We start from the raw sequence: 12583 nt of genomic DNA on the forward strand, positions 1-12583 counted from the left end.
CAAGGCACGCGGCCGGATCTTCCGGCCGCCGCCGACTTGCCGGAACGCCGCGCCCTGCCGCTCATGGCGGTTTCCCATCGCATCGGCGCAGCTGAACAGCCCGCCGGGCATATCCCCCCCCCGCTGAAAATGTCCTAGCCTGCGCTACGCCCCGGCGGGCCGGCCACTGGGGCCGGTGCGCAGGCAAAAGGACGGAGAAACGCCCTTGCTGAAGCTCCACGGCACGCCGAAGAGCCGCAACTTCCGCTGCATCTGGGCGGCCGAGGAAGCCGGCATCCCCTATGAGATCGTTCCCATCGGCCTGGGAGCGCCGGTGAGGTCCGACACCTTCCTGAAGGTGAATCCCAACGGCAAGGTGCCGGCCATGGAGGATGGCGATCTCGTCCTCTTCGAAAGCCTGGCCATCAATCTGCATATCGCGGCCAAGGTCGGCGCGCCGCTCTGCCCCGTCGGGGACGATTACAGCCGCGCGCTGCAATGGACCCTCTGGGCCGCGACGGAGGTCGAGCCCGCGGCCGGCCAATGGGCCTTCAACGCCTATATCCGCCCCGCTTCGGAGCGCGACACGGGCCAGGCGGCGGCAGGCGCGGCCGGTGTTGCCGCCCGCCTGGACGTGCTGGAGGGCCAGCTCACGCGCCCGTACATCCTCGGCGACGACTTCACGATCGCCGACTGCAACCTGGCCTCGGTGCTCTACGGCGCCTGGGGCAACAAGTTCGACTTCGGCGGCCATACCCGCGTGAAGGCCTGGCTCGACCGCTGCTTCGGGCGTCCGGCCGCGCTGGTGGCCCGCAAGCTGCGGGACGCCGCTTGAACCAGGCCCTCATCGACTGCGCCCGGCGCCTGGACGCGCTGGGCTTCATGCCGAGCAAGTCGGGCAACGTCTCCGTGCGGACGGAGGGCGGCTTCCTCATCACGCCCTCCACCCTGCCCTATGCCGTGCTGACGGAAGAGGATCTCGTGGAGGTGGCGCTGGACGGCACCGTGCTCCACGGCCATCGCCGCCCTTCCTCCGAATGGCGGCTGCATGCGGCGATCTACGCCGCGCGGCCCGAGGCGAAGGCCCTGGTCCATACGCACAGCCCGCGGGCGACGGCGCTTTCCTGCGCGCGGCGCGGCCTGCCGCCCTTCCACTACATGATCGCGCTCGCCGGCGGCGACGACATCCCCTGCTCCGGCTACGCGACCTTCGGTACGCAGGAGCTGGCGGAAGCCGCCGCCATCGCCATCCGCGGCCGCCGTGCCTGCCTGCTGGCCAATCACGGCGTCGTCGCGATCGGCTCCGGCCTCGCCGGGGCGGAGACGCTGGCGCGGGAGGTCGAGAACCTCGCCTCGGAATATCTGGACCTGCTGCAGGCGGGGCTGGAGCCGGTGCTGCTGACGCCGGAGGAGATGGTCGCCGTCACGGCGCAGTTCGGAGGCTATGGCCGGATTTCCTGAGCCGGCCCATCGCCACCCCCTCTGTTCCGGCAAACGAGATCCTGGAGGGAGCTTCCATGGACATCCCCCCGACCGACCGGCTGATCGTCGTCACCGGCGGTCCCGGCTCGGGCAAGACCACGCTCATCGAGGCGCTGGCCGCCTCGGGCCTTCGCACGATGCCGGAGGCCGGGCGGGCCATCATCCGCGACCAGCTGGCCATCGGCGGCAACGCCCTGCCCTGGGCTGATCGCGCGGCCTTCGCGGAGCTGATGCTGGGCTGGGAGATGCGCTCCCATTACGAGGCCCTGGCCGGCCCCGGTACCGTCATCCTCGATCGCGGCGTGCCGGACGTGGCCGGCTATCTCACGCTCTGCGGGCTCGAAGTACCGGCACCTGTCCGCCGCGCTGCCGAGGTCTTTCGCTATCGCCGGCAGGTGTTCATCGCGCCGCCGTGGCGCGCGATCTTCGCCCAGGATGCCGAGCGGAAGCAGGATTTCGCCGAGGCGCAGGCAACCTTCGAGGCTCTCGCTGCGACCTATGTCGGCCTCGGCTACGAACTGGTCCATCTGCCCTTAGCCCCGGTCACGGAGCGCGTGGCTTTCGTGCTCGACCGGATCGGGGGACCGTAAGGCGGCGTCCCGATCGGGGACGCCGCCAGGGGTAGCTCTCAGTAGCCTTCGGCGAGCAGCGGGAAGGCGCTGTGCACGTGCGGCAGGATCACCGGCGGGGCGCCGATATGCACATGGCTGCGGTTGAGCTGGGCGAAGCTGTTCACGCCCGTGAGGCCGAGCGCCTTGATCGTCTCGTCCTCCAGGATCTCGAAGAGCGTGCGGATGCCCGAGGCCCCGTCCGCCGCCAGGGCGTAGAGGTAGAGGCGGCCGAGGCCGACCCAGTCGGCGCCCAGCGCGATGGCCTTCACGATATCCGTGCCGCGCGTGAAGCTGCCATCGACCATGATCTTCGCGCGGCCCGCCACGGCCTCGACGATCTCGGGCAGGATCTCGAGCGAGCCACGCCCGCCATCGAGCTGCCGGCCGCCGTGGTTGGAGCAATAGACGACGTCCACGCCATGGTCGCAGGCGATAGCCGCGTCCTCGCCGGTGCCGATGCCCTTCAGGATCAGCGGAATCTTATACTTGTCCTTGAAGCGCTTCACCTCGCGCCAGGACAGCGCCGCCTGATGGTCCATGCCGGTATTCGCGGCACGCCAGGTCTTCACGAAGCGCTTGGCGATGTCGCGCTCGCGGCGGCTGTAATGCGCCGTATCGACGGTCAGGCAGAAGGCGTCGTAGCCGGCGGCGATGGCGCGCTCGGCGATCTCGTCCACCCACTCGTCGCCGCCGCGGACGTAGAGCTGGAAGATCTTGGGGCCGGAAGCGGCTTCGGCGCAGGCCTCGAGGCCCGGCTGGCTCACGCTCGACAGCATATAGGGCACGCCGAAGGCGCCAGCGCCCTTGGCCACGGTCGCGCCGCCACCGGCCTCGAAGCTCTCGAGCGAGCCGACCGGCGCGCAGAAGACCGGCAGCCGGATGCGGTGGCCGAAGAAGTCCACGCTGGCATCGACCTTGGAGACGTCGTTCAGGACGCGCGGGCGAAGCGCCACGGTATCGATCGCCATGCGGTTGCGGCGGAGCGTCGTCTCCGTCTCGGTGGCGCCGACCAGATAGTCCCAGATATTCGGGTTGAGCTTGTTCTTGGCGGCCTTCACGAACTCATGCAGGCACAGGAAACGGCCCTCGTTGTCACTCACCATCGCGTTTCTCCCAAGCGATCAGGAAAAGCTAGGACGTTTCGCCGCAACCGGGAACACGGCCCGCCCCTGAAACACCGAAGGCCGGACCTGCGAAAAACAGCCATGCGGGCTAGAATCGTCGCTCCCGGATTCGGAGTCCGGCACGCTGGAGAGGATTACGCCGCATGAATGATGCCGGATCGCGCCCTGCAAGATGGCTTGCTCTGGCCATCGTCGCGCCGCTCCTGGCCGGCTGCGGCTCGCTCCTCGGGGCGGGCACCGAGGTGGCGGCCGGTGCTGCCGGCGCGGGAATCGCCTCCGCGGTGACGGATAATGCGACGGTGGCAACGGGCATCGGCCTCGGCGTCTCGGCCGGCGCCCGGGCGGGTCTGCAATATGCCCAGCGGCGCGTGCATCGGAACGCGCAGAACGCGGTGGCCACGGCGGCGGGCGACCTCCCGCCCGGCCGGGTCGCGAGCTGGAGCGTGCGGCACAGCGTCCCCATCGAGCCCAATGAGCAGGGCGAGGTGGTGGTGACGCGGGTGATCGGCAATGACGCCTTCTCCTGCCGCGAGATCGTCTTCTCCGTCGACAAGGTCGAGGACAATGCGCCGCGCCGCAGCTTCTACACGGCGATGATCTGCCGCGACGCGACGCGCTGGCGCTGGGCCAGCGCCGAGCCCGCGACCGAGCGCTGGGGCGCGCTGCAGTGAGGCCGGCGCGCCGCCTCCTGGCGCTCGGGCTGATGGCCGGCCTGCTCGTGGGCTGCGACGCGGTGCGGGCGGCACCGCAGCTCGTGGGCGCGGGCGCGGCCATGATCACCGGCGCCGGCACGGCCAATCCGGCGGTGGGCATCGCCGTCGGCCTCGGCGTCACGGCCGCCACTGACTATGCGGTGAAGTATTACGGCCGCTCGCGCCAGCGCACGACGCAGGAGCTCATCGCCGCGGCCGCCGGCCCGCTGCCGGTGGGCGGCCGGGCCGATTGGGCGACGGACCACACAATCCCCTACGGCAACGAGCGCGGCGTGGTGCATGTGGTTCGCACCATCGACAACCCGCTGGCGCCCTGCCGGGAGATCGTCTTCTCCGTCGTCGATGGCGAGGCGCTGGACTGGTTCGCGGCGCAGATCTGCCGCCAGGGCGAGCAGTGGCGCTGGGCGAGCGCAGAACCGGCGGTCGAGCGCTGGGGCGCGCTGCAATAGCGCATCGCCCCGGGGCCAGGCCCCCTCGCCTCCTCGCGCGTTGCGGGCGAAACTGCGCCCGACCTGAGGGGGAACTCCGTATCATGACCGTCACCGAACGCCGCCTGCGCGCCCGCGCCGTCCTGGAAGGCAAGGCCTGCCTCCACCCCGCCTCCGTGCACGATCCGCTCTCGGCCCGCATCGCCGAGGAGCTGGGTTTCGAGCTCGGCATGTTCGCAGGTTCCACCGCATCGCTCGCGATCCTGGGCGCGCCCGACCACATCCTGATCACCCTCACGGAGTTCGCCGATCAGGCGCGGCGCATCACCCGCGCGGGATCGCTGCCGGTGCTGGTGGATGCCGACCATGGCTACGGCAATGCGCTCAACGTCCAGCGCACCGTGGAGGAGCTCGAGGTCGCGGGCATCGCCGGCATGTCCATCGAGGACACCGAACTGCCGCGCCCCTATGGCGCGCCCAAGCCGCGGCTGATCCCGATCGAGGAGGGCGTGGGCAAGATGCGCGCGGCGGCCGCGGCGCGGGTCGACAAGTCACTCTGCATCTTCGCGCGGACCGGGGCGATGAACACGACCTCCAAGGACGACTGCCTCGCCCGCATCCGCGCCTATAATGACACCGGAACGGACGGGATCTTCCTGACCGGCGTCACCACGCGTGACGAGCTCGATGCGGCGGCTGAGGCCGTGCGCCTGCCGCTCATCCTGGGAACGCTCTCGCCGGAGATCGCCGATCGCGACTATCTGGCGAGCCGCGGCGTCCGCGTCGCGCTGCAAGGCCACGCGCCCAGCCAGGCGGCGGCGCAGGCCATTCATGCGACGCTGAAGGCACTGCGCGAGGGCACTTCTCCCAGCGCGCTGACCGGCCTGCCGGAAAAGGGCGCCATGGCCCGCTGGACGCGCGAGGCACCCTATTCGCAGACGATGAAGGACTTCCTCGGCTAGGTGCCGATCGGGCGGACGGCCTACCCGCTGACGACGCGGTTGCCGCCCGCCCGCCGCGCGGCCTCGAGCGCGGAATCCGCGCGCTCCACCAGCTCGGCGAGGGTTTCGCCGGGCCGGCCCATGCTCAGGCCGATGCTGCAGACCGTCGCCAGCGGGCCTGCCGGCGTGGCGATGGGCTGGGCCTCGATGGAACGGCGCAGGCGTTCGGCCAGCGCCTGTGCCTCCGCCGGCCGGATCCCCGGCATGCTGATGCCGAACTCCTCGCCGCCGAGCCGCCCGAGCCCGTCGCTGCGCCGGAGATTGGCCGAAAGGATGTCGGCGAAGCCGAGCAGCACGGCGTCGCCCATCGATGTCTCGGCCGCCGTCAGCGCGGCGAAATGGTCGATGCTGAGATAGGCGAAGCACAACTGCCCCGCGCCCCTGCCCTGCAGATGCCGCTGGACCTCAGCCAGGAGGGTCCGCCGGTCGGGAAGGCCGGTCAGCGCGTCGCGACCGGTGTCGGCCCCCGCCACATCCGCCCACTCCATGTCGGGATGGCTCGGTCGCTGGAAGGCGACGAACTGGTCGACCCTTCCCTCCGCCCCGCGGAGCGGCGCGATCCGGAGCTCGACCCAATAGGGCGCGCCATCCCTGCCCTGGTTCATCAGCTTCCAGATACCGCCCTCGCCCCGTCGCAGCGCGGCGCCGATGGATCTGATCGTGATCTGGTCCGTGCCGGGTCCCTGCAGCAGGCGTGGGCTGCGGCCGATCACTTCGTCGGGCGTATAGCCGGTCATCCGCGTGAAAGCGGGGTTTACGTAGAGGATGGTCGGGCCTGGCGGGTCGAGCACCGCATCCGTCACCACCACCGTATGCTGCAGACTGTCCACGATCGCACGGAAATCGGGCGCAAGGCCTCGCCGGGAGGAAGCGCGGCGCCGCAGTGTTCCATCGGCGATGGGACGGTCTGTCATGGCAAATTCAGCAGTTGCAAATCGAGATGGGGAGCCCTGAGCGCATGCCCCGGCAGATCGGGCCAGGCATGGATCTGATCGCGGTGGAATTGGCCGCGGCCGTCCCGCTCCAGGCTTTCCGCCAGTATCTGCGCCGCGAGCGGTTCGAAATGCGTGCCGGCGCAGGCGGCGGTTTCCTGAAGGGCCTCGCTCCAGTTCAGCGGCGCACGATAGGCGCGGCGCACGTCGGTCATGGCGTCGAAGGCATCGGCGACGGCGACGGCGCGCACGATCGGCAGCTGGTCACAGGCCGGCCGGCCCGTCGGGTAGCCATCGCCCGCCCAGCGTTCGTGATGACCGGCCGCGATGGCCACGATGGGGGCCGGAAAGCCCATCTCCTGCAGCAGCTCCGCGCCGAGCGTGGAGTGGCTGGAAACGATGTCCCGCTCCCGCTCGGTCAGCAGACGACGGGAGGAGAGGATGGAGCGCGGCACGAAAATCTTGCCCACGTCATGCAGCAGGCTGCCGAGCAGCGCGGTCTCCGCACTGCCGAGGATGTCGGGCGCGAGGCGCCACATGCCCATGGTGATTTCCGCCACGCGGAAAGAATGAATCGCGCTATCCGCATGGTGATGGTGGAGCCGGTCGAGCAGGCTTCGCGTCCGGGCTTCCAGGGCCAGGCTCACGCGCTCGCCAAAGCCATCCACCTGCAGGCCGCCGAAGGCGCCGAAGCCCTCGGAGAGCCAGGATAACGCCGCCTCCCCGCCGGGATGGGCGTCTCGCGTTGGGGCAGGAAATGGCATCACAAGTCTCGCTTCTAGCGTTTCCTTATCCAAATAGGAAACTAGAGCGTGAAACGTCGCAACTGTTGCGGTGAGACGTGCATTAGTGTCGTGCGAGGGATCGAGCCGCCAGGGATCGGCCCCTGTGCCATGCCCTGTCCCGTGATGCCTCGGCCGAAGGCCGAGGGACCATGACGCGGCGGGACGCCAAACCGCTGCGGAGCGGATCATCCACTGTGATAGCCGAAGCGAAGCGCTTGCTCACAAACGGAATTTGGCCCCTGTGCGTCAAAGCCTACGGGCGCGAAGCAACGCCAGTGCGTGTTCCGTGAGCGATGCCGCAGGTGGAATGCGGGCCCAGCGCAACAATTATGTCGGAGTGTAACCACCCCACCATTTCATCGCCGTCACTGGGTCGATCTGGGCGCGCGAGGATTCAAGACTCGCATTTTCTTGCTTCAGCACCACAATCGTATCACAACCTGAAGTTGCATCGTTGGGCGCTCTACAACTCACCATTCTTCTGCCGTGGCCCCTCCCAGCGCTGGAATGTAACTCCTGCGTGTAGAGATGGCCGGGATTGCAACCATGGTAAGGCACGACATCGAGCAGAGGACGGAGGCGACGGCCTCTCGCCGTGCCGTGCTTTCCACTGCTTTTGCAGCGGCAGGAATGCTACCTCTGGTTGCGTCGCCCGCCTCCGCCGCCAACCACCGCGCGAGCCGCATTGAGTGGGATCACTTCAAGATCCGCTTCATGAGCCGCGAAGGCCGCGTCATCGACAATATGAATGGCGACATCTCCCATTCGGAGGGCCAGGGCTTCGCGATGCTCCTCGCCGTCCGTTTCGACGACCGCGAGACCTTCGACCGCCTTCTCGCCTGGACCCGCGGCAATCTCTCCCGCCCCGCCGACAGCCTCTACGCCTGGTGCTTCCGCCCCGGAGAGCCCGGTGGCCGCCCTGGCGACCGCAACACCGCAACCGATGGCGACCTCATGATCGCCTGGGCCCTGGCCGAGGCGGCCGATCGCTGGGGGCAGCCCGTCTTCCGCGCCATGGCCGTGGCCACCGCCCGGGACATCCTGGCGCGCATGGTCGTCCAGGTCGGCGACCGGCAGTACCTGCTTCCGGGCAGCGAAGGCTTCCTCGATCACGGTACCCTCATCAACAACCCGAGCTACTACATCTACCCGGCCTTCCAGGCGCTGCGGTCGGTCGTGCCCTCGCCGCTTTGGGGCCAGCTCGAGGCGACGGGCCTCTACCTTTCGCGCGTCGCGCGCTATGGCCGCCACCAGCTCGTCGCCGATTGGGTGGTGCTGTCCCGCGACGGCTCCGGGCAGCCCGCCATGGCGCCCAGCCGCCCGGGCCGTTTCTCCTACGACGCCTGCCGCGTGCCGCTTTATCTGGTCTGGGGCGGCTTCGGCTCGGAACCCATGGTGGAGGCCGCCGCCAGCTTCTGGCACAGCACCACCTTCCGGCAGATGCCCGCCTGGACAGACCTGCGCACCGGCGTGGTCGCGCCCTACGCGGCCGATCCCGGCATCGCCGCCATCGCCCATCTCGCGGCGGTCGGCTGCGGGCAACGCCGCCCGACCCGCGCCCCGGAAGCCGCCGTGAGGCCCGACGCCTATTACGCGAGCGTGCTGCGCCTGCTCAGCCGCGTCGCCGCCGCCGATACCCAAGGCGGCCTGGTCGTGGCGGCACGCTGAGCGCCGGTCGACAAACACTCGACATTTCTTGCGTAATGGCGGCCGTCGGTAGCGACGGCCCGGATTGCGGAGCCTTCGCGGCACGCCTCGAATTCCCGCCAGTCACCTCCCCCGCCGTTGACCATCCCGTCTCGGGATCGGAGACAGGTGCCAAAGAAATGGAGGACACATGACCCTGGATTCCTCGCAGGCCCTGGTCGATCTTCTGGCGCGGCTGCGCCGGGAGCGGCGCCAGCAAAGCGGCCTCGACGCCGCGCTCGTCCCCTCCGATCCCGATACCGCCTATCGGATCGCAGCCCGCGTAGAGGCAGAGCTGGGTTGGACGCGCCTGGGATGGAAGATCGCGGCCACGCGACCCGAGATGCAGCGCGCGCTGCGCGCGTCCTCGCCGATCTACGGCCGCGTCTACGCGCCCTTCCTCACCTCGTCGCCCGCCATGATGGAGGCCGCGCCGCTCCTGCATCCACTCCCCGAATGCGAATACATGGTCCGCCTCGGCGCGGACCTGCCGCCACGCGCTCGCCCTTACACGGAGGCCGAGGTGCGGGAGGCCGTCGCCTCCATCTCACCTGGCGTCGAGGTCGCCGAATGCCGCTTCGTCGCGGATGCCGCCTTTCCGCCCCTGGAGGCGATCCTGGCGGATGGCACCGGCTCGGGCACGCTCGTCATGGGCGCGCCGATCGAGGATTGGGCGCGGCAGAACATTCCGGACCAGCCCGTCGTGCTGCGGGTGAACGGCGTGGAACGCCGGCGCGGGACGGCACGCGAGGCCGTGGGCCACCCGGTCGAACCGCTCACCTGGCTGGCGAACGAGCTGTCGCGCACCGGCATCGGCCTCCGGGCCGGCGAGGTGGTCAGCACCGGCACCTGCACCGGGATGATCAAGGCCCGGGCGGGCGAGGAGCATGTCGCCGATTACGGCGAGTTCGGCGAGATCCGCATCCGCTTCGCCTGAGGTTCAGGCGTCCTCTCGCCGCGATCAGGGCATGGTCTGGCTGAGGCGGCCGCCCTGGCGCAGCGGCGCCACCCGCGTGGCGAGGCCGGTCGCGTCGTCCGTCTCCACGAAGAGGCCGCAGAGCGTGGCCTCGCCCTCGGCCGGGGCCAGCCGTTCGCCCGGCATCTTGCGCCAGAAGCGCAGCGCAGCGCCGCCCTTCTGCATGCCGATCACGCTGTCGAAGTCGCCGCACATGCCGGCATCGGTCTGATAGGCGGTGCCGCCGGGCAGGATCTGATGGTCCGCCGTCGGCACATGGGTATGCGTGCCGATGACGAGGCTCGCCATGCCGTCGAAGGAGTGCCCGAAGGCCTGCTTCTCGCTGGTCGCCTCGCAATGCACGTCGAGGATCGTCGCCTGCACGCTGCGGCCGAGCGGATGCTTGGCGAGCTCCGCCTGGATAGCGCGGAAGGGATCGTCCAGCGGGTCCATGAAGAGCCGGCCCATGGCGTTCACCACCAGCGCGCGCCGGTTGCCGGGCACATCGACCACCACGGCGCCGAACCCCGGCGTCCCCGGAGGGAAGTTGATCGGCCGGATCACCCGCCGTTCCTCCTCCAGATAGGGGACGATCTCCCGACGGTCCCAGGCATGGTTGCCGAGGGTGATCACATCGGCGCCCGCGGCCAGGAAGGCCCGCGCCATGTCAGGGGAAAGGCCGAAGCCATGGCTGGCGTTCTCGCCGTTCACCACGACGAGATCGAGGGCGAGGTCGCGGCGGAGGCCAGGCACGCGCTCCACGAAGGCGTCGCGGCCAGACCGGCCCACGATGTCGCCGAGAAAAAGGATTCTCACGGGCGGATCAGCTCACGTTCAGTGGCGACGGCGTTCAGCAGCACGTCGTGCGGTTCGAGGGGCACCTCGGGAATCTCCTGGGCGGCATAGGCGACGCCGATCGCGACGGCCTGGGGGAAAAGGGCCAGCGTCCGGTCGTAATAGCCGCCGCCATAGCCGAGCCGGGCGCAGCGCCGGTCGAAGGCCAGCAGCGGAACGATGAGCCAGTCCGGAACGACGCCCGCGCCCGCCGCCGGATGCTGCGTGCCGAAGACGCCGGATGCCATCGCCATCCCCGGCGCCCAGGGGCGGAAGAACAGCGGCTGTCCGCGTGGCGGGGTGACGGGCAGCGCGATCACATGCCCGCGGGCATGCAGCGCCTCCAGCAGGGGGCGCGTGTCGATCTCCTCGCCCATCGGCCAGAAGCCGCCGATGCGGGTGCCGGGCGGCGGCGGGGCCTCGCGGAGGATCACGTCGCGCAGCGCCTCGCCGGCACCGGGAAGCGCCACGCGCGCGGCCAGCGCCGCGGCACGGAGCTGGGCCTTGCGATCGATGAGGGGAATGGAGCGCGTCATCAGGGCCGGTTGATACGCCGGAACGCGCCGGGCTGGCGAGCCGGCCCCGCGGAAGAAGCGGTCATCCAGAAGAAGGAAGGGAAGTGCGAAGCCACCCTGGCCGTTGGCACATGCATCCTCCCAAGGCCTGCCATAAGCAGGTGGGCACCAGGTAGCTGGACCAAGATCCAGCCAGCGCCAGTTCCCGGGAGATGCGTATTGGCCCTGGGGATGTCTTGCCGGACGCACCGGGCAGCCTCGCCCCTCTCAAGTAGGGCGGGACGGCTTCCAGTACAAGCAACGAGAGGCGCGTTCAGTTCTTCTCGATGGCGCCAGTGATGTTCTCGATCCGCTCGGCGATGCGGGTCAGCCGTTCCGCAAGGCGCGGATCGGGCTCGGCAGGCTCCGCCGGCTCGACAGGCAGGGGCGCCGCGGCCGGGCCCGCGCCGTGGCTGCGCAGCCGCGCGAGGTCGATCCGCAGGTCCGCCGCCTCATCGGCAAAGAGCAGCGCCACATGCAGCAGCATTCGCGCTTCGGAGAACTGCCCACCCATGGAACGGATGATGCGCACCTTCTCCTCGATCTGCGCGACGAGGTCGGAGACATGCCCTTCCTCGCCATCCTTGCAGCCGATGGTGTGGTTGTAGCCATTCACGCGTACGTTGACCTGGCCCATCGGAACCCTCCTTGCCTCAAGTATCGCCGCTGGCGTCCTCGCCGAGCAGCCCGCGCAGCCGCGCCAGTGCTTCGTCCAGCCGGGCGGCCAGACGATCCACCTCGGCGCGGGGCACCATGTCGGCGGAGCCGGCGGCATCCGCCAGCTGGCCATCGGGCATCCCCGCCAGAAGCCGGGCCGCCTCCTGGTCCACCAGCAGCCGGACGGCGTCCTGCTCCATACGCTTCAGCGCGGCTTCCTCCTCGGCGGCAAAGCGAGCCTCGAGGGCCTCCGCGAGTCGATCCAGCGCGGCTTCCAGCCGCTCAGCGGCCAGAAGTGTGATGTCGATTGAGTTCACATCCAACTCCAAGCGGCGCGCTGGACGGATCGGCGCGGCGCGTGGGAAAGCGTTGGCATGCAGGACTGCCAGGGTCAACCGCGCGCCGTGATCGTGCATGGCGCGGAAGAGGTGGGCACCGTGCTGGCCCTGGCCGCCGGGCGGCCCGTGGCGCTCCTCTCCGCCCCTGGCGCGGCGGGGTATCTCGGCCTTGCGGGATTCCGCGCGATCCTGGAGGCCCACGGCGCCTTTTCCCTCGGAATCCTGGACGCCGCGGAAGCGCCGGGCCATGCCCTCGCGGCCTTGAGGGAAGGCTTCCCGGCGGTCGTCCTTTCGCCGGAGGTGGCGGCCTTCGGGCGTCTCCAGCGCCTCGCCACGGAGATGGGCGCGCGGCTGCTCGAAGCCCCTCCCCCTGCCCTCGATCTCGGCCGGGTCGACCTGCGCAAGCCCCAGGGCCGCCGGTACCTCGCCCGATGGCTGGGCCTTCCGGAGGGGGCGGATCTGGCCTAACTCTCAGGTAACATCGGTCATCGAAGGGGAGCGCCA

General features: G+C 69.8%; 16 protein-coding genes and 1 other RNA gene. 9 read left to right on the plus strand and 8 right to left on the minus strand.

Annotation, left to right across the window (positions count from 1 at the left end):
* The first annotated feature begins 205 nt into the window (after positions 1-205).
* From KHU32_RS12520 to KHU32_RS12530, 3 genes are read left to right on the plus strand one after another with little or no spacing between them, the layout of a single operon-like run.
* Entirely contained in the window at positions 206-814 is a 609-nt protein-coding gene (locus tag KHU32_RS12520; RefSeq protein WP_213670417.1) for a glutathione S-transferase family protein, read from the plus strand.
* Positions 811-1440, plus strand: a complete 630-nt coding sequence (locus tag KHU32_RS12525) for a class II aldolase/adducin family protein (protein ID WP_249680997.1) — start codon at positions 811-813, stop codon at positions 1438-1440. Before KHU32_RS12520 ends, KHU32_RS12525 begins: the two co-directional genes overlap by 4 nt.
* Positions 1441-1496: 56 nt before the next feature.
* Complete coding sequence (locus tag KHU32_RS12530) at positions 1497-2051, plus strand: AAA family ATPase (protein ID WP_249680999.1); 555 nt, start codon at positions 1497-1499, stop codon at positions 2049-2051.
* A 38-nt stretch (positions 2052-2089) separates the two neighbouring features.
* On the opposite strand, the gene KHU32_RS12535 is transcribed toward KHU32_RS12530, so the two are convergent.
* Positions 2090-3175: an alpha-hydroxy acid oxidase gene (locus KHU32_RS12535; protein ID WP_213670418.1), complete on the minus strand. Its 1086-nt coding sequence runs from the start codon at positions 3173-3175 to the stop codon at positions 2090-2092.
* Between the two features lie 164 nt (positions 3176-3339).
* On the opposite strand from KHU32_RS12535, the gene KHU32_RS12540 reads away from it, so the two are divergent.
* The 3 genes from KHU32_RS12540 to KHU32_RS12550 all read left to right on the plus strand — a co-directional run bounded on the left by KHU32_RS12540 (position 3340) and on the right by KHU32_RS12550 (position 5299).
* Positions 3340-3867, plus strand: coding sequence for a hypothetical protein (locus tag KHU32_RS12540; RefSeq protein ID WP_213670419.1), 528 nt, complete (start codon positions 3340-3342; stop codon positions 3865-3867).
* Positions 3864-4358, plus strand: coding sequence for a hypothetical protein (locus KHU32_RS12545; RefSeq protein ID WP_213670420.1), 495 nt, complete (start codon positions 3864-3866; stop codon positions 4356-4358). Before KHU32_RS12540 ends, KHU32_RS12545 begins: the two co-directional genes overlap by 4 nt.
* 83 nt (positions 4359-4441) lie before the next feature.
* Entirely contained in the window at positions 4442-5299 is an 858-nt protein-coding gene (locus tag KHU32_RS12550; RefSeq protein ID WP_213670421.1) for an isocitrate lyase/PEP mutase family protein, read from the plus strand.
* A 20-nt stretch (positions 5300-5319) separates the two neighbouring features.
* Here KHU32_RS12550 and KHU32_RS12555 read toward each other — a convergent pair whose 3' ends face one another.
* Together KHU32_RS12555 and KHU32_RS12560 are read right to left on the minus strand one after the other, a co-directional pair.
* Positions 5320-6252 (minus strand): sensor domain-containing diguanylate cyclase, encoded by a 933-nt coding sequence (locus KHU32_RS12555; RefSeq protein ID WP_213670422.1) that lies wholly within the window; start codon positions 6250-6252, stop codon positions 5320-5322.
* A complete protein-coding gene (locus KHU32_RS12560) occupies positions 6249-7034 on the minus strand; it encodes an HD domain-containing phosphohydrolase (RefSeq protein ID WP_213670423.1) in 786 nt (261 codons plus the stop codon). Before KHU32_RS12560 ends, KHU32_RS12555 begins: the two co-directional genes overlap by 4 nt.
* A 567-nt stretch (positions 7035-7601) precedes the next feature.
* On the opposite strand from KHU32_RS12560, the gene KHU32_RS12565 reads away from it, so the two are divergent.
* Positions 7602-8723 (plus strand): glycosyl hydrolase family 8, encoded by a 1122-nt coding sequence (locus tag KHU32_RS12565; RefSeq protein ID WP_408887841.1) that lies wholly within the window; start codon positions 7602-7604, stop codon positions 8721-8723.
* Positions 8724-8892: 169 nt separating this feature from the next.
* Positions 8893-9678: a 2-keto-4-pentenoate hydratase gene (locus KHU32_RS12570; RefSeq protein WP_213670425.1), complete on the plus strand. Its 786-nt coding sequence runs from the start codon at positions 8893-8895 to the stop codon at positions 9676-9678.
* 24 nt (positions 9679-9702) lie between these two features.
* Here the strand turns inward: KHU32_RS12570 and KHU32_RS12575 are convergent, their stop codons facing one another.
* The 5 genes from KHU32_RS12575 to KHU32_RS12590 all read right to left on the minus strand — a co-directional run bounded on the left by KHU32_RS12575 (position 9703) and on the right by KHU32_RS12590 (position 12058).
* A complete protein-coding gene (locus KHU32_RS12575) occupies positions 9703-10512 on the minus strand; it encodes a TIGR00282 family metallophosphoesterase (RefSeq protein WP_213670426.1) in 810 nt (269 codons plus the stop codon).
* Positions 10509-11066 carry a 5-formyltetrahydrofolate cyclo-ligase gene (locus KHU32_RS12580; protein WP_213670427.1) on the minus strand — a complete coding sequence of 186 codons (558 nt, stop codon included), beginning with the start codon at positions 11064-11066 and terminating at the stop codon, positions 10509-10511. Before KHU32_RS12580 ends, KHU32_RS12575 begins: the two co-directional genes overlap by 4 nt.
* 84 nt (positions 11067-11150) lie before the next feature.
* Positions 11151-11307: non-coding RNA, 6S RNA (gene ssrS, locus KHU32_RS23585), on the minus strand.
* Between the two features lie 51 nt (positions 11308-11358).
* Entirely contained in the window at positions 11359-11721 is a 363-nt protein-coding gene (locus KHU32_RS12585; protein WP_213670428.1) for a cell division protein ZapA, read from the minus strand.
* A 16-nt stretch (positions 11722-11737) separates the two neighbouring features.
* Positions 11738-12058 (minus strand): hypothetical protein, encoded by a 321-nt coding sequence (locus KHU32_RS12590; RefSeq protein ID WP_213670429.1) that lies wholly within the window; start codon positions 12056-12058, stop codon positions 11738-11740.
* A 57-nt stretch (positions 12059-12115) separates the two neighbouring features.
* Between KHU32_RS12590 and KHU32_RS12595 the strand changes: the two genes are divergently transcribed.
* Positions 12116-12547, plus strand: a complete 432-nt coding sequence (locus tag KHU32_RS12595; RefSeq protein WP_213670430.1) for a hypothetical protein — start codon at positions 12116-12118, stop codon at positions 12545-12547.
* Positions 12548-12583 lie beyond the last annotated feature (36 nt).

The sequence above is a fragment of the Roseococcus pinisoli genome (genome assembly GCF_018413645.1).
Classification (GTDB): Bacteria; Pseudomonadota; Alphaproteobacteria; order Acetobacterales; family Acetobacteraceae; genus Roseococcus; species Roseococcus pinisoli.